A 14,865-nucleotide genomic window follows, 5' to 3' on the forward strand; every position below is an offset into this window, starting at 1 on the left:
CTCGGGCAGCTCGCCAGATGAGCGGAAAGCCCGGTGATCAGTCCTTGCCCAGGACGTCGAGCTGCGCTCGCAGCGCCGTGGCGATCTCGCCCGCCGCGACGATCTGCTTCGGCGTGAGGGCGTCGACGAAGAGCTCCCGGATGGCGCGCAGGTGGGGAAAGGTGGCTCCCCTGAACGCCTCGGTGCCGGCCGCCGTGAGCAGCACCTCCGCCCCGCGGGGAACCGTGGCGCACTCCTGGCGGCGGATGAGGCCGCGCCGCTCCATCCGCCCGAGATGGTGGGAGAGCCTGCTCCGCTCCCACCCGATGTGCGAGGCGAGTTCGGACGACCGCATCGACTCGCCCTCCGCCTCGCTGAGGGCGAGGAGCACTGCGTAGTCGCCGGTCGAGAGCGAGGAGTCGCCCTGTAGTCGGGACTCGAGCCGGGAGCCGAGCGCTGCCGTCGTCTCGATGAAGTCCCGCCAGATTCGCAGCTCGTCGGCGGTCGGGAGTTGGCGTCCGCCCCGCCGGCCTGGTGTGGCCTCCGTCATCTCACTCTCCCGGGAATTGACGTGTCAATCATCAAGTTAGCATCATTGACACGTCAACCGGTAGGTCCGCTCCCGCGGGTCGCCGGCGGATTGCACCGAGGAGGAGACGATGGCAGCTGCAGACTTCGAGCTGGGGCTCAACTCGTTCGGGGAGGTGGCCACCGACGGCGACCGGGTTCTGAGCGACGCCGAGACCGTACGGCTACTCGTGGACGAGGCACGGCTCGCCGAGTCGGCCGGACTCGACGTGTTCAGCGTCGGTGAGCACTACCGCGAGGGCCACAACGACTCGGCGACACCAGTGCTCCTCGCCGCGGTAGCGACGGCGACCGAGCGAATTCGCCTCGGCACCTCGGTCACAGTGCTCAGCACCAACGACCCGGTACGGCTCTACCACGAGTTCTCCACCCTCGACGCCGTCTCCGACGGCCGCGCCCAGATCGTCCTCGGACGCGCATCGGCTACCGAGTCGTTCCCGCTGTTCGGTTACGACCTGGCCGACTACGAGCGGTTGTTCGAGGAGAAGCTGGACCTCTTCCTGCGGCTTCAGCAGGACGAACCGGTCACCTGGTCCGGGACGGTACGAAGCCCACTGACGGCGCAGCGGCTGCACCCACTGATGCAGCCGGGCGGCATCCCGACCTGGATCGGTGTCGGGGGAAGCCCGAACTCGGTCATCCGCGCCGCCCGGCACGGACTTCCGCTCATGCTCGCGATCATCGGCGGGCGCCCCCAGCGATTCGCCGGCCACGTCGACCTCTACACCAGGGCGCTCAAACAATTCGGGCATACCCTGCAGCCAATCGGGCAGCACTCACTCGGCCTTGTCGCGGACACCGACGAGGAGGCGGTGGAGACGTGGTGGCGATACTGGCAGCCGGTCGTGGCGGCCCTGGCCGCCGAACGCGGCTTCTACAAACCGGACCGCGCGCGCTACGAGGCCGAAATCGACCACGGAGCGCTCTTCGTCGGTTCGCCCGAAACGGTGGCGCAGAAGATCGCCACTGTCGCTCGCGACCTGCGGCTGAGCCGCTTCGACCTGAAGTACGACATCATGCACCTGCCCCGCGAGGCACGCGCGCGCACCATCCAACTGCTGGGCAGTGAGGTCGCGCCGCGGGTCCGGGAGCTGCTGGCTAAGGAGCCCAACCATGTCTGATCTGCTGTTCGGCCTGGACACGTTCGGCGACGTACCGGAGGACGACAACGGCAAGCTCGTCTCCCACGCGGCGGCGATCCGGCAGGTCGTCGACGAGGCAGTGCTCGCCGACCAACTCGGGGTCGACGTCATCGCCCTGGGAGAGCACCACCGACCGGAGTACTCGGTCTCCACACCGGAGACGGTGCTGGCCGGAATCGCCACCCGCACCTCGCGGATCCGGTTGGCCTCCGGCGTGACAGTGCTGAGTTCCGACGACCCGGTACGGGTGTTCCAGCGCTTCGCCACAGTGGACGCCCTGTCGAACGGCCGAGCCGAGGTCATCCTCGGTCGCGGCTCGTTCACCGAGTCGTTCCCGCTCTTCGGCTACGACCTGCGCGACTACGACACGCTGTTCGAGGAGAAGATCGAACTGTTCGTCAAGTTGCTGGACGAGAAGCCGGTCACCTGGAGCGGCACCCTGCGTGCCCCGCTGGAGAACGCCGACGTGTTCCCGAAGACCGAATCGGGTCACCTGGACACCTGGGTCGGTGTGGGTGGCTCGCCGCAGTCGGTCGTCCGCACCGCCCAGTACGGGCTGCCGCTCATGCTCGCCATCATCGGCGGCGCCCCCGAGCGCTTCGCGCCGTACATCGACCTGTACCGGCGGGCCGCCGACCAGCTCGGTACGACCGCGCACCCGGTCGGCATGCACTCGCCGGGCTTCATCGCCGACACTGACGAGCAGGCCAAGGAGATCTACTGGCCGCACTACCGGATCATGCGAGACCGGATCGGCAAACTGCGCGGCTGGCCACCGATCCGCCGTCAGGAGTTCGACTCCGAGGTGGAGAACGGCTCCCTCTACATCGGTTCACCGGAGACGGTGGCCCGCCGGATGGCCCGTGCGATCCGCAGCCTCGGCGTCGGCCGGTTCGACCTCATCTACTCGGCCGGAGCGCAACCGGCCAGCGCCCGGATGCGCGCCGTGGAACTCTACGGCTCGAAGGTGATCCCCATGGTCCGCGAACTGCTGGCCTGATCAGCACTTTCCCAGCGAGAGGACGACATGAACGACAACGACCGGAGCCAGCCGGCGACCCTCGGCATCCTCGGGGCCGGCAAGGTGGGCACGGTGCTGGCCCGGCTCGCCGTCGCCGCCGGCTACCGGGTACGGGTGGCCGGCTCCGGCGACCCGGCGAAGATCGCCCTGACCGTCGAGGTCCTCGCCCCGGGTGCCGAGGCCACGACGGCTGTCGACGCGGCGGCCGACGCCGACGTCGTCATCCTCGCCCTGCCACTGGGCAAGTACCGCAGCGTTCCCGCCGAGGCGTTGCGCGGCAAGCTCGTGGTCGATGCCATGAACTACTGGTGGGAGATCGACGGCATTCGCGACGACCTCACCAACCCGCGTACCTCGTCGAGCGAGACCGTCCAGGCGTTCCTGTCCGGCTCACGCGTCGTGAAGGCGTTCAACCACATGGGCTATCACGACCTGGAGGACGAGGCCCGGCCGGCGGGGGCGACAGGCCGCAAGGCCATCGCGGTCGCCGGCGACGACAACGCCGACCTCACCGAGGTCGCGGCCCTGGTGGACGCGCTCGGCTTCGATCCGGTCGTCGCCAGCCCGCTGGCCGAGGGGGTACGCCTCGAACCGGGCAGCGAGTTGTTCGGCGCCAACGTGAGCGCCGACGAGGTACGCGCCATGCTCGACCGCTTCGGAGAGTCGGAGCGGGGACGAACCATCACCGCTGCCCGCACGGCGTCGTAGCCGTCACCTGGGGCCGCTCAGGTCAGAGATGATCGGGTCGCGGGGAGTCTCCGAACCCGCCCGCCGACCCGATCATCGTCATCGTGCCCCGGAGCTAGTTGTTGTTACGCCACCAGGGCGACCATCCGGAGCAGCCCCAGGCGCCACAGGCCCGGAACCGCACCCGACTGCCTTGATCTTCGTAGCGGTGGGTCGTGCCGTCCTCGTAGAAGTCGTAGTTGCACACTCCCCAGGCACCCTCGCCTTCGAGGTTCTGGCAGTCGCCACTGCGGTAGTTGTGCCAGGTTCCGCCGTAGTAGAGCTGGTTCTGCCATTCCCCGATGGCCGCGTACGGCGTGTCGCGGTCGTAGACCCAGATCTGGTCACCGTAGGCCCGGAAGCAGGCTTGGGCTGGCGACGACGAGCTGGAGGAAGGGCCCGGTGCGTCGACGCAGTCCACGACGTCGGGCGGCCAGCCGGCCGGCGTCGCGATGGTAGCCGCCGCCGGTGCGCCGGCGAGTAGGACGAAGAGGGCCGCCAGGGCCACGATGAAAGCTGGTCGCGTTGCTCTCTTGACTGACATGAGGCGAACCCATCATCGCCACTCGAGCCCCACAAGCCATCAGGGTGTACGGAACAGTGCGGATTCGTTCCGAACGCTGGAAGACCGCTGTCGAACGACGGGCAACACTCCCCGCGGTTCAGCCGTTGCCGAACGCCGCCCGCGGTTCGAGGTGCTGGCCCACGGCGTACTGCTCGTCGAAGTCGGTCGGGCCGAGCGCCTCGGTCGCGGCGGCGCGCATCCGGGCGAGGTCCGCGGCGTCGTCCGGGTCCGGCACCTGGCCGAGCGCCGCGAACGCGGCGTCCGCGACACCGATCATCCGCGCCGCGCGGGAGTGTTCCCCCTCGGCAGTCGCGAGCGCGGCACCGGCGACGCAGACGTACGGCACGAAGTCCGCCCAGCCGTTGTGGAACACCCGCTCGCGGTTCTCGGCGAACAGTGTCCGGGCCACGTCCAGGTTGCCCAGCCCCAACTCGCAGAACGCGAGGTTGTGATATTCGGAGTTGACAGTCTTGGGTTGGCCGAGCGCCTCGTTGAGCGCGATGCTCTCCCGGTACAGGTCCCGAGCGCGGAGCAGGTCACCGGACATCCTCGCGACGCCGGCCAGCACGTGCCTCGGCCGTTCCTCCAGGGCCCGGTCGCCGGAGCGCAGCGCCACCGCGAGAGCCTCCCGGGCCCGTGCCTCTCCGCCCGGCAGGTCACCGCCGCGAATGGCGACCCGGGCGAGGCTGTACCGGGCCTCCACCTCGCCCGCCAGATCGCCGGCCGCCTGGGCCCGCTCGATCTCGGCCTCGCTCATCCGCACCACGGCGTCGGTCTCGCCTCGGCGAAACGCCGAGCGCACGCTCTCACTGAAGGTCATGACTCTCTCCCCCATACCTGACACCGCCCGGTCGACATCGTCAGTCACCGCGCGTGGAACATGGTCCAGGTCTCCACGAGCGTGAAGCCCATCGACTCGTAGAGCGGCCGACCCATCACGCTGGTGTGCAGGTAGGCGGCGTCCGCGCCAGCCGCGATGCCGTCCCGCAGAACCGTTTCGGTGATCATCCGGCCCAGGCCACGACCCCGGGCGGACGGAACGACGGCGATGTTGAACACGCCGACCACCCCGGAGGTCCGCATCCCGAGCCCGGTGCCGACGGGCCGGCCCGACTCCTCGGCCAGGTAGCCGGTGATGGGTTCGGCGTCGAGCACCGCACCACCCATCAGCGAGCCGAAGAGACCCTCGGGAACCTCGAAGCTCCGGGTGAGTGCGTCGGTGTAGAGGTCGTTCTCGGCGGCACCGACCTGACGCACCGAGGGACGCTCTGCCGAGCCGGCACGGAAGGTGAGGTCGTCCGCCGCGCAGGCCAGCAGTGGCAGCTCGGCGCGTTCGAGGAGGCCGTGCCGGGCCGCGAGGTCAGCGACCCGGTCGTCCGCCTCGCCCCTGACGATGATCGACCACTGCGGGGCCTGCCCGCCGACCTCGGTCGCCATCTCGTCGAGCGACCCGAGGTCGGGCTCGGTGGACCTGTCGTAGGCGGCGTTGAGCGTCGCGACGCCGGCCTGCGTCACCCCCGCGCGGGCGGTGCCCCGCTCGGCGTACCCGCCCTTCGGAGTCGCCCTGCACAGCGTCTCGAAGGCGTCGAAGTACGCCGCCGCCATCCGATCGGCGGTGATGTTCATGACGGGACTCCCTAGACCGGTCGTTCTGCTTCGGTCGACAACCTAGTCACCGATCACGCTGACCAGCAAATCACGGGTACGAGGACCGCCACCTGCTGTCCGGCTCCGAACCGATCACGAATCGAGAAGCCCGACAGGGCCGACCGGCCTAGCCTTTCCCCAGGTGAACGGCAGCACGCCGACCTGGACGACGAGAGGGAGCCCGAGAATGTCCGCGAAGACCACTACCGTGTCCGACGGCTTCAGCCCCGAGGAGCGGGCCGCGATGAAGGAGCGCGCCGACGAGCTGCGCGCCGAGGGCAAGAAGGGCGCCAAGAAGGCGGACGGGCTGCAAGCGGTCCTCGACCGGATCGCGCAGATGGAGCCGGAGGACCGCGCGCTCGCCGAGCGCGTGCACGTGACGGTGACCGCCGCCGCCCCGGGCCTGATGCCGAAGACCTGGTACGGGATGCCCGCCTACGCGAAGGAGGACGGCAAGATCGTCGTCTTCTTCCAGGACTCCGGCAAGTTCAACTACCGGTACTCGACTCTGGGCTTCCAGGACCCGGCCAACCTCGACGACGGCGATCTCTGGCCGGTGGCGTACGCGTTGCGGCAGTGGAGCCCGGCCGTGGAGAAGAAGATCACCGAGCTGGTGCGGAGGGCGGTCTCCTGACCGACGCCCGCCCCCCCCTCGTCGGCTCGCTCACGGTGCGATGATCGAGGGCCGTAGCCGACGGAGACAGGTGGTGCGGACGATGCGGTATGGGCCGCCGGCGGTACGACGAGTCGCCCGATGACCGCCCGGGCCGGTGAGGTGTTCGACACCGGTCGGACGGTGTCCGACATCGAGTCCGTGCTCGCCACGGACCTGCCCACTGGCGGCGTACCGGTCAGCGAGGGAGATCCGGCCACCGGCGAGTGGACGGGCACCCGAGGCGAGGGCTTTCGGATCGTTCCGCTCTGGGAGAGCGACGCCCTGACGGGTGTGTACGGTGCCGAATGGAACCAGGCCGAGGAGGCCGCCGAGGCGAACCTGGCCCTCGTCGTGGCGGAGTTGGACCAGAGGTGGGGCGCGCACCGCACGGTCTCCATGCGGGTGCCGCTGTTTCGGCATCAGGCCGGTGAACCCATGCCGGCACTGTTCCAGTCACTCTGCGACCTGGACTGCTACGGCGACCTGACGGTCTGGGGGCCGACGGTGACCGAGGGTCGGTGGGTAGCGGTCTCGGTCAACCAGTGTGACGGCGACGCTCCCATGATCATCACGGCGGTCGTCAGTCAACCACCGATCATCGAACTGTCGGACTGACCTGCCCGGTGACCCATGGCCGGGCGCGGGGGCTGTCATCGACGTTGCCCACGGCTCCTATGGTTCGGGCATGTCGATCACAGACCAGGCCCTGGCCATCGAGGCGGCGGAAGCTGGAGCCGCGGTCGTCCGCTCCCGGTACGGCTCAACACTGACGCGCGTCATGAAGACCGCCGGCGACTTCGCCACCGCCGCCGACGTCGAGGCCGAGCAGGCCATCCTCGACGTCCTGCGGGCGGCGCGTCCGGACGACGCCGTGGTGGCCGAGGAGAGCGGGCGGACGGGTACCGGCGACAACGGGCGCACCTGGCTGGTCGATCCGCTGTGCGGAACGTTGAACTTCGCCGCGCGGACCATGCTGGCCTCGGTCAACGTCGCGCTGCGGGTCGGGTCGGACGTCACAGTGGCGGCCTCGGTGGACCCGTTCGCCGCAGAGGTGTTCTGGACCGACGGCACCGCCGCGTACGTCCGGGGCGCGGGGACGGACGAGCGACTCGTCCCGTCGGCCGAGTCAACGCTTGTCGACCTGAACCTCGACCCTCCCTTCCCCAACCGGGACGTCTTCCTGGCCGCCCGCATGCTCACCGACGAGGGCTTTCTCGAACAGTTCCGGCCCCGGGTGGTCTCCACCAGCCTGGCCGTGGCCTGGGTCGCCGCCGGTCGCCGCGCCGCCTATGTGACGGACCGCCGCGACCTGCGCAACAGCGTCCACTTCGCTGCCGGAATCGCGCTCTGTCAGGCGGCTGGCTGCGTGGTCACCGGGCTCGACGGCCAGCCGCTGCACGCCGGTGGGGACGGTCTCGTCGTGGCCGCGGACGAGCGGACGCACGCCGCCCTGCTGACGCTCATCCGGAAACAGCGCTCGCGATAGACCCGGCCTTGACATGAAGTGCGGTTGAGGTTCTAGCGTCCCTAGATGATCACGTCCGGGCGACAGTGCCCGGCCGTACGTCAGCCGAGCACCACCGTCGAAGGGATTCCGATGTTCCTGTCCCGCCTTCTCCGCCCGCGTACCGTCGCGAGCGCGCACTGCGACCTCCCCTGTGGCGTCTACGACCCGGCGCAGGCCCGCATCGAGGCCGAGTCGGTCAAGGCGATCTCCGAGAAGTACCAGGCCAGCGACGACCCGGAGTTTCGCACCCGCGCGTTGCTCATCAAGGAGCAGCGCGCCGAACTGGTGAAGCACCACCTCTGGGTGTTGTGGACCGACTACTTCAAGCAGCCGCACTTCGAGAACTACCCCCAGCTGCACGGCCTCTTCAACGAGGCGACGAAGCTGGCAGGTGCCGGCGGCGCGAAGGGCGCCGCGGACCCGGCTGTCGCCGAGCAGCTCCTCGGCAAGATCGAGGAGATCTCGAAGATCTTCTGGGAGACCAAGCAGAGCTGATCAGCCGGCACCGGGTGGCACCCGCCACCCGGTTCGGCGTACCGCGTTCGGGAGGAACCGCATGACGTCGCGCACCGACCTCGTCGAAGAGTTGATGGGCCGTTTCCCACACGTGCCGCGGGAGGCGATCCTCAAGGAGGACCTGCTGCGGGGCGGCCTCGCCTTCGACGACGCGGCACTGACCGACAACGAGCACGGCGACGTCAAGCCGAAGTCGTACTTCATCTTCTCCTTCGACCATCGGACGCTGCCGGAGTTGGGGACGGCGGCGCTGCGCCGGCCACCGGAGGAGATCGTGCTCACCGGGGGCCCGTACGACCTGCGTCGTACCGTCGTGTCGGTCCGCACCAATCCCAGCTCGCCGTACCGCGTCGGCACCGACAGCGACGGTCGACTGCGCCTGTTCCTGGACGGACGGCCGATCGCCGATGTCGGGCTGCCCCCCATGCCGGCGTACTACCGCCACACACTCGGCAACGGCAAGTCGGTGATGGAGGTCGCCCCGACGATCCAGTGGGGCTATCTCATCTACCTCACCGCGTTCCGGGTCTGCCAGTACTTCGGCGCCAAGGAGGAGTGCCAGTACTGCGACATCAACCACAACTGGCGGCAGCACAAGCAGGCTGGCCGGCCCTACACCGGGGTCAAGCCCGTCGACGAGGTCCTTGAGGCCCTGGAGATCATCAACCGGCACGACGTCGATCGCGCGTCGCAGGCGTACACGCTGACCGGCGGCAGCATCACCTCCCAGGTCAACGGGCTGGCCGAGGCCGACTTCTACGGCCAGTACGCGCAGGCGATCGAGGAGCGGTTTCCGGGACGGTGGATCGGCAAGGTCGTGGCACAGGCGCTACCCCGAGCCGATGTGCAGCGGTTCCACGACTACGGCATCCGCATCTACCACCCCAACTACGAGGTGTGGGACAAGCGGTTGTTCGAGTTGTACTGCCCGGGCAAGGAGCGGTACGTCGGTCGGGAGGAGTGGCACCGGCGCATCCTCGACTCGGCCGAGGTGTTCGGCCCGCGCAACGTGATCCCGAACTTCGTGGCGGGCGTCGAGATGGCCGCCCCGCACGGCTTCACCAGCGTCGACGAGGCGATCGTCTCCACCACCGAGGGGCTCGACTACTTCATGTCCCGGGGTATCACGCCCCGGTTCACCACCTGGTGCCCGGAGCCCACCACACCGCTGGGCCGGACGAACCCGCAGGGCGCGCCGCTCGAATACCACGTCCGCCTGCTGGAGGCCTACCGGGCGACAATGGACGCCCACGGTCTGTCCACCCCGCCCGGGTACGGCCCCGCCGGGCCGGGGCGAGCGGTCTTCTCGGTCAGCTCCTTCATGGACACCCTGCCGACCACGGATTCGTGATGGGCGCCCGCGGGCGGGGGCGGCAGGCCGAGCCGCTCCCGCCCGCAAACACCTAGCTCGCGTACGTCTCGAACTCGCCGATCCGTGGCGTACCGCTGGAGCTGTTGATCTTGAAGTTGATCTTGCTCATCGCGGTGGCCGAGAAGGTGATCGAACCCGCCCCACTGCCGGATGCCAGGACGGCTCCGTTGTCGTTGTTGATCAGCTGCCAGGACCCGATGGAGCCCTGAGTGCCGGACGGCTCGCGGATCACCACCCGGGACACCTGGGTCGCGGAGCCCCACTTGATCGAGATCGTGCCGGTCGACCCGGCCGGCGACCAGTAGGTGCTCAGGTTGCCGTCGCGCACGTTGCCGTAGCTGGTTCCGCTGGCCTTGCTGGAGCCGTCGGCGCCGGCGCCGAGGCTGAGGTTGGTCCCGCCGGTGGGCGGGGGCGTCGTGGGCGGAGGCGTGGTGGGCGGGGGCGTGGTGGGCGGGGGCGTGGTCGGCGGCGGGGTCTGCGGCGAGCAACTGCCGTTGGACACCTTCAGGCCCGTGTTGGCGCCGACCGTCTGACGGACGATGTCCGGCACGCAGCTCGCCCCGTCGAGGCTGTACGAGTACGGGATGCTGACAGTGGTGGTGGAGGTCGGGTTGGGGCCGGCGGGGTAGTTCTCGCTGCCGGCGCTGGACCAGGTCACGTTGTCGAAGACGTTGCCGGCGACCTGCCAGTAGCCGCGCTCGTTGGTGTAGAAGGTCCCCAGGACGTCCTTGGAGTTGCGGAAGTAGTTGTTCTCCACCTTGGCCCTGGCTCCGGCCCGGGAGTTGATTCCGGACTCGCGCAGGCTCACGTAGTGGTTGTTGTAGATGTGGGCGACCCCACCGCGCAGCAGCGGCGTGCGGGAGTCGATGTTCTCGTAGAGGTTGTGGTGGTACGTGATGAAGCTGTTCGACAGGTCGCTCTCGCTGGACCCGACGAGGCCGCCGCGACCGGAGTTGCGCAGGATGCTGTAGGACAGGGTCACGTACTGGGTGTTGTCCTTCATGTCGAAGAGGCCGTCGTACCCCTCGGACTCCCCGCCCGACGCCTCCAATGTGACGTGATCGACCCAGACGTTGCGGACCGTGCTCTCCATGCCGATGGCGTCCCCACCGTTGGAGGTGGGCGAGCCCGACTTCTTGACGTTCCGGATGGTCACGTTCTGGATGATGATGTTGCTGGAGTCGCGGATGTGGATGCCGAGCTGGTCGAAGACGGCGCTACCGACCCCGATGATGGTGACGTTGCTGATCTGCTTGAGTTCGATCACGCCCGCGGCGGTGTTGCAGCTCGACCCGGACACCTTGCTGGTGTTGCCGTGATTGATGGTCCCGGTCACCTCGATGGTGATCGGAGTGCTGCTGCTGGTCCGACCGCACAGCGCGGCGTGGATCGCAGTGCCCGTGGAGGCCCGTACCGTCTGCCCGCCCGCACCGCCGGTGGTCCCGCCGTTCTGGGTGGCGTAGCCGGTGGCGCTGCCGACCGCCGCCGATGCCTGCGGGGTCGGTAGGACCACCCCGACCGCGATCACCATCGCCGCCGCAGCCGCCGCGGCCAACACCGCCTGACGTCGCAGCACGACTGGTCGTCTCATGTCGCCTCACCTTCGCATTCGTCTCGTTCCAGGCTTCGCCCCGACGGACATCGCGACCACACCTACCGACGGACGTCATTCAGAAATTGGCGACAGTCAATCGCGAAGAGTTCATCGAGTCTCTCGTGCCCTGGTGGAAGCAGGGTTGTGTCGTGCGAGCGGAGTGCGCCCGGTGCCATCGCTCGCCCGACCATCAAATGGAACATCGATGTAACGCAATCGTAGGAAAGCGGTTTCCCTGAAGGCAATAGCTGACGCTTGCAGGTTTGTTGCAGTGCTCGGTATTGACACCGCCAGGCCCGCCATCGATGCTCTGCTAAATCAGTTTAGCGACCGGCTCGCTCCGACCCGTCCCACTCCCGGTCCCCGGGCGGGATCGCTGGCTGAGAGCTCCACCCCCGAGAAAGGACACGCATGAGACTGCGAAGAGGACTGATCCCGCTCGCCGCCACCCTCGTCTTGGCCGGCGCCTCCGGCACGGCGTACGGCAGCGCGAGCGACAGCCGGGGCGCCACCGACGGAATCCGCAGCATCACCCCGATCACCACGGTCTACACCTACGGCCAGAAGGTCTCGGCGGTGGCGATCGAGTACGGGGCCACTGTCAACCCGCGCACCCTCGACACCGCCACGTTCTCGGTGACCGACACCATCTACAACTTCCGCTTCAACCCCATCGAGGACCTGCCGAAGCTCGCCGACCGGACCGTCACCCACACGTACACCAACGGAACACCGGGCACCCGTGCCGACCACCGGTCGGCGCCGGGCCGGTACGTCATCGTCGAACTCGACCCCGCCGACACCGGCGGCTCGACGGTCATCGTCTCGAAGTGCCCGACCTTCCTCTGCACGGTGAAGGTCAACCCCGAGCTGCCGACCCGGGTCGTGCAACGCAAGGACGTGCACGGCCAGCCCGGCCGCGGGGCCGGCAAGGGGCCGGTGCTCGCCCGGGCCACCCCGCGCGACTCCCGTCCCGTCACGGAGAAGCCGGTCAACCAACTGGTCGACGAGTTCACCTACGGCTCGTTCCTGAGTGGCGGAATGGTGCTGCCGTACCACTACCACCTGCCGAAGAACTACCAGCCGGGCCGCACGTACCCACTGATGGTCGTCCTGCCCGGTCACGGCATGGGCTGGGACGGTGACAACCTCGGCGTCCAACTCGCCGCCGACATCCCGGCGACCGCGTGGCTCCAACCGCTGTGGACCGGCACCGCCGAGGACGTCATCGTCCTGGCGCCCCAGCACCAGCGGGTCGGTGGGGTCGCCGAGGCGGACCTGCTGGTCAAGCTGCTCGACCAGTTCGCCGGCCAGTTCGCGGTGGACACCCGTCGGGTGTACGCGACCACCGTGTCGTACGGCTCGCAGCTGCTCTGGGAGGCGTTCGCCAAGCGTCCCGACCTGTTCGCCGGCGGGTTGGTGACCGGCGGTTTCCCGGTCAACGCCACCCAGGCGACCGCCATCGCGGCGGCCGAGGTGCCGGTGTGGATCACGCACGGCGAGCACGACCACCTGCTCAACGTCTCGGGCGCGCGCAACTCCACAGCGGTGCTGCGGCAGGCGTACGCCGCCCGGGGCAAGACGCCGGAGCAGGCAGCCGACCTGGTGCGCTACACCGAGTACGCCGACGCCGCGTTCTCGTTGCCGGACTACCACGCGGCGTTCGGGCCGACCTACGAGGACGCCAGCATCCTGCGCTGGCTGCTGGGCCGGTCCAAGCCCTGAGGCCGCGGACCGGGCGACGCCTCGCCGCGATCCGGCAGCGCGATTTCCTCGCGCCGACGGGCTATCGGCGGGCGTCGCCCGCGTCGGACTCGGCAGCAGCGGGCGCGCTCCCGACGAGCACGGACTGCCGGCCCTCCTGCCTCGCGCGGGCCAGCAGCCCGGCCAGCCGACGACGCCGGTGCCGGGCCGCCGCCCGCAGCCCCAGGAGCAGGCCGGCGAGCAGACCCAACAGTGCGAGCTGCGCCCACGGCACGACCCAGGTGGTGACGGTGGCGGAGGCCGGTCGGAGTGCGGCCCCGGCCTGGCCGTCACCGAGCAGCGTCGGCGACGTGCTGACTGTCGTACGGAGGCGCCCCAGGGCCCAGACGCCGTCGGCCCGGGTCTCCACCGTCCGAGCACCGCCGGGCAGCAACTCCTCCACGCCGCTGGTGGCGTCGTGGCTGCTCCGGCCCAGGAGGTCGGACATCGCCACCCGACTCGTTCCGCTGACCCAGACGTTGCCGTCGTTCTCGACTGTGTAGCGGACCCGCACCGTGCCACCGGCGAAGGGGTTCCACGACGGGGAGTACGTCGCGCCGAGGCCCCGGATGGCCAAAGCCGCCTGCGCGGAGCCGTTCACCCGCAGCATCACCCGGAAACCGACGCGGCTCTCGACGTTGACAGTGCCGCCGGTGCTGGTGACTGTCGCGGCGATGCCGGCCGGGTGGTCGCCCGGTGTGGCGCCCTCGGGCACCGTGATCGTGAACGGCACCACCCGTGTCTCGTTGGGACCGACGGTGACCTTCTCCTGCACGTCGATCCAGGTGCCGCCGTCGACCGAGGGACGGTCGGACGACAGCATGTTGAAGCGGCCCTTGTCGGTGAGATAGCCGTCGGCGGCCTTCAGGGAGAAGGCGACGGCGGTGCGGCTGAAGTTCCGTACCGCCAGGTGTTCGGTCACCGCCTGCCCCGGGTCGAGGCTGGCGTTGATCCATCGGCGTTGGTCCGGCCCGGTCGCGGTGGCCGGTTGGACCGTCCAGGTCAGGGCCTTCGGGTCCGGCTCCGCCGCCGCCGCGCTCGGCGCGGCCGCAACCGCGAGGAACGCGACGGCGAGGACCACGAGCGCCCGGCGCAGCGGGGTGACGGTCATGAAACGGCCCTTCGGCACGGGGCTGGGCGGGGGCCCGGTCCGGGCCCCCGCCCAGGCCACTACTCGAACAGTGAGAGCGTGAGCGTGGAGCTGTACTCGCCGGCGGCGACCTCCGCGGGGGTCCGCAGGTAGAGGTCGGCGTTGACCGAGTACGAGTCGCTGGCGACGGCCTCGGAGTCGAAGGCCGAGACCAACAGCTCCTGGTCGACGAGGCCGACATTGTTGCCCGGCTGGGTCGGCTCGTCCAGGCTGGTCACCACCTCCTCACCCTCGGTGACCAGGCCGGTCTCCCCGCCGTCGAGCAGGCGCGGCTTCCAGCCGAGGTGGTCGGCGGTGATCGGCGCCTGGCCGGCCCCGCCGGCGAAGTCGGTGGCGCTGCCGAGCACCGCCCAGTTGGCGCCGTCGGGTACCTCGTCGGCGACGCGGGTGTCGGTGACCGTCACCGTCGGCAGCGTGCCGACGAACTGGCGAACCAGCAGGGTCGAGCCGTCCTCGGACAGCGCGACGGCGTCGCCGGCGATCGACAGGGCGAGCACGCCCGGTTCCCTGATCTCGTCGATGTCGACGGTGACCCGCACGCTGGCGTCGTCGCCGGGGTCGGCCAGTGCGGGCGACGGCAGCACCGCCGCCCCGGTCAGCACGGCGCCGACGACGCCAGCCGCGAGTGTCTGCCGCCGTTTGTATGTGTTCATGTGATCT

The 14,865-nt window shown here is 69.4% G+C and carries 16 protein-coding genes; 9 read left to right on the forward strand and 7 right to left on the reverse strand.

From position 1 onward, the window contains the following. Positions 1-37 precede the first annotated feature (37 nt). Entirely contained in the window at positions 38-529 is a 492-nt protein-coding gene (locus AB0C20_RS11030) for a MarR family transcriptional regulator (RefSeq protein ID WP_357567833.1), read from the reverse strand. Between the two features lie 109 nt (positions 530-638). Here AB0C20_RS11030 and AB0C20_RS11035 point away from each other — a divergent pair, with 109 nt between their 5' ends. The 3 genes from AB0C20_RS11035 to AB0C20_RS11045 are packed head-to-tail and all read left to right on the forward strand — an operon-like array spanning position 639 to position 3,438. Continuing rightward, the gene (locus AB0C20_RS11035; protein ID WP_357567834.1) at positions 639-1,688 is read left to right on the forward strand and encodes an LLM class flavin-dependent oxidoreductase; all 1,050 of its coding nucleotides are present in this window, start codon (positions 639-641) and stop codon (positions 1,686-1,688) included. After that, complete coding sequence (locus AB0C20_RS11040) at positions 1,681-2,709, forward strand: LLM class flavin-dependent oxidoreductase (RefSeq protein WP_238686411.1); 1,029 nt, start codon at positions 1,681-1,683, stop codon at positions 2,707-2,709. The genes AB0C20_RS11035 and AB0C20_RS11040 overlap by 8 nt, the downstream gene beginning before the upstream one ends. Before the next feature lie 27 nt (positions 2,710-2,736). Next, positions 2,737-3,438 (forward strand): NAD(P)-binding domain-containing protein, encoded by a 702-nt coding sequence (locus tag AB0C20_RS11045; protein ID WP_357567835.1) that lies wholly within the window; start codon positions 2,737-2,739, stop codon positions 3,436-3,438. A gap of 94 nt (positions 3,439-3,532) precedes the next feature. On the opposite strand, the gene AB0C20_RS11050 is transcribed toward AB0C20_RS11045, so the two are convergent. The 3 genes from AB0C20_RS11050 to AB0C20_RS11060 form a co-directional block, all read right to left on the reverse strand. Continuing rightward, positions 3,533-4,000 (reverse strand): hypothetical protein, encoded by a 468-nt coding sequence (locus tag AB0C20_RS11050; RefSeq protein WP_357181882.1) that lies wholly within the window; start codon positions 3,998-4,000, stop codon positions 3,533-3,535. Positions 4,001-4,118: 118 nt separating this feature from the next. Next, the gene (locus AB0C20_RS11055; protein WP_357181879.1) at positions 4,119-4,841 is read right to left on the reverse strand and encodes a tetratricopeptide repeat protein; all 723 of its coding nucleotides are present in this window, start codon (positions 4,839-4,841) and stop codon (positions 4,119-4,121) included. A gap of 44 nt (positions 4,842-4,885) precedes the next feature. After that, positions 4,886-5,647, reverse strand: coding sequence for a GNAT family N-acetyltransferase (locus tag AB0C20_RS11060; RefSeq protein ID WP_357181876.1), 762 nt, complete (start codon positions 5,645-5,647; stop codon positions 4,886-4,888). Between the two features lie 208 nt (positions 5,648-5,855). Here AB0C20_RS11060 and AB0C20_RS11065 point away from each other — a divergent pair, with 208 nt between their 5' ends. From AB0C20_RS11065 to AB0C20_RS11085, 5 genes are all read left to right on the forward strand, one after another. Further along, complete coding sequence (locus AB0C20_RS11065; protein ID WP_357181873.1) at positions 5,856-6,302, forward strand: hypothetical protein; 447 nt, start codon at positions 5,856-5,858, stop codon at positions 6,300-6,302. A gap of 120 nt (positions 6,303-6,422) precedes the next feature. Continuing rightward, complete coding sequence (locus tag AB0C20_RS11070; RefSeq protein ID WP_357567836.1) at positions 6,423-6,938, forward strand: hypothetical protein; 516 nt, start codon at positions 6,423-6,425, stop codon at positions 6,936-6,938. Between the two features lie 70 nt (positions 6,939-7,008). After that, positions 7,009-7,809, forward strand: a complete 801-nt coding sequence (locus AB0C20_RS11075; RefSeq protein ID WP_357181867.1) for an inositol monophosphatase family protein — start codon at positions 7,009-7,011, stop codon at positions 7,807-7,809. A gap of 111 nt (positions 7,810-7,920) precedes the next feature. Beyond that, positions 7,921-8,325: a superoxide dismutase, Ni gene (sodN, locus tag AB0C20_RS11080; RefSeq protein WP_357182395.1), complete on the forward strand. Its 405-nt coding sequence runs from the start codon at positions 7,921-7,923 to the stop codon at positions 8,323-8,325. A gap of 61 nt (positions 8,326-8,386) precedes the next feature. After that, positions 8,387-9,697, forward strand: a complete 1,311-nt coding sequence (locus AB0C20_RS11085; protein WP_357181864.1) for a radical SAM protein — start codon at positions 8,387-8,389, stop codon at positions 9,695-9,697. Between the two features lie 52 nt (positions 9,698-9,749). Here the strand turns inward: AB0C20_RS11085 and AB0C20_RS11090 are convergent, their stop codons facing one another. Continuing rightward, complete coding sequence (locus tag AB0C20_RS11090; protein WP_357567837.1) at positions 9,750-11,309, reverse strand: pectate lyase; 1,560 nt, start codon at positions 11,307-11,309, stop codon at positions 9,750-9,752. Positions 11,310-11,723: 414 nt separating this feature from the next. Between AB0C20_RS11090 and AB0C20_RS11095 the strand changes: the two genes are divergently transcribed. Beyond that, positions 11,724-13,037 (forward strand): hypothetical protein, encoded by a 1,314-nt coding sequence (locus AB0C20_RS11095; RefSeq protein ID WP_357567838.1) that lies wholly within the window; start codon positions 11,724-11,726, stop codon positions 13,035-13,037. 61 nt (positions 13,038-13,098) lie between these two features. On the opposite strand, the gene AB0C20_RS11100 is transcribed toward AB0C20_RS11095, so the two are convergent. Together AB0C20_RS11100 and AB0C20_RS11105 are read right to left on the reverse strand one after the other, a co-directional pair. Further along, positions 13,099-14,166: a hypothetical protein gene (locus AB0C20_RS11100; protein WP_357567839.1), complete on the reverse strand. Its 1,068-nt coding sequence runs from the start codon at positions 14,164-14,166 to the stop codon at positions 13,099-13,101. 59 nt (positions 14,167-14,225) lie between these two features. Further along, a complete protein-coding gene (locus tag AB0C20_RS11105) occupies positions 14,226-14,858 on the reverse strand; it encodes a hypothetical protein (RefSeq protein ID WP_357567840.1) in 633 nt (210 codons plus the stop codon). Positions 14,859-14,865: the final 7 nt, after the last annotated feature.

It is taken from the genome of Micromonospora sp. NPDC048843 (genome assembly GCF_040649965.1).
GTDB lineage: Bacteria > Actinomycetota > Actinomycetes > Mycobacteriales > Micromonosporaceae > Micromonospora > Micromonospora hortensis.

Bases quoted from the DNA above. Each gene is read 5' to 3' on its own strand.
- AB0C20_RS11030 (WP_357567833.1), bottom strand. From the start codon at position 529: ATGACGGAGGCCACACCAGGCCGGCGGGGCGGACGCCAACTCCCGACC.
- AB0C20_RS11035 (WP_357567834.1), top strand. From the start codon at position 639: ATGGCAGCTGCAGACTTCGAGCTGGGGCTCAACTCGTTCGGGGAGGTG.
- AB0C20_RS11040 (WP_238686411.1), top strand. From the start codon at position 1,681: ATGTCTGATCTGCTGTTCGGCCTGGACACGTTCGGCGACGTACCGGAG.
- AB0C20_RS11045 (WP_357567835.1), top strand. From the start codon at position 2,737: ATGAACGACAACGACCGGAGCCAGCCGGCGACCCTCGGCATCCTCGGG.
- AB0C20_RS11050 (WP_357181882.1), bottom strand. From the start codon at position 4,000: ATGTCAGTCAAGAGAGCAACGCGACCAGCTTTCATCGTGGCCCTGGCG.
- AB0C20_RS11055 (WP_357181879.1), bottom strand. From the start codon at position 4,841: ATGACCTTCAGTGAGAGCGTGCGCTCGGCGTTTCGCCGAGGCGAGACC.
- AB0C20_RS11060 (WP_357181876.1), bottom strand. From the start codon at position 5,647: ATGAACATCACCGCCGATCGGATGGCGGCGGCGTACTTCGACGCCTTC.
- AB0C20_RS11065 (WP_357181873.1), top strand. From the start codon at position 5,856: ATGTCCGCGAAGACCACTACCGTGTCCGACGGCTTCAGCCCCGAGGAG.
- AB0C20_RS11070 (WP_357567836.1), top strand. From the start codon at position 6,423: ATGACCGCCCGGGCCGGTGAGGTGTTCGACACCGGTCGGACGGTGTCC.
- AB0C20_RS11075 (WP_357181867.1), top strand. From the start codon at position 7,009: ATGTCGATCACAGACCAGGCCCTGGCCATCGAGGCGGCGGAAGCTGGA.
- sodN (WP_357182395.1), top strand. From the start codon at position 7,921: ATGTTCCTGTCCCGCCTTCTCCGCCCGCGTACCGTCGCGAGCGCGCAC.
- AB0C20_RS11085 (WP_357181864.1), top strand. From the start codon at position 8,387: ATGACGTCGCGCACCGACCTCGTCGAAGAGTTGATGGGCCGTTTCCCA.
- AB0C20_RS11090 (WP_357567837.1), bottom strand. From the start codon at position 11,309: ATGAGACGACCAGTCGTGCTGCGACGTCAGGCGGTGTTGGCCGCGGCG.
- AB0C20_RS11095 (WP_357567838.1), top strand. From the start codon at position 11,724: ATGAGACTGCGAAGAGGACTGATCCCGCTCGCCGCCACCCTCGTCTTG.
- AB0C20_RS11100 (WP_357567839.1), bottom strand. From the start codon at position 14,166: ATGACCGTCACCCCGCTGCGCCGGGCGCTCGTGGTCCTCGCCGTCGCG.
- AB0C20_RS11105 (WP_357567840.1), bottom strand. From the start codon at position 14,858: ATGAACACATACAAACGGCGGCAGACACTCGCGGCTGGCGTCGTCGGC.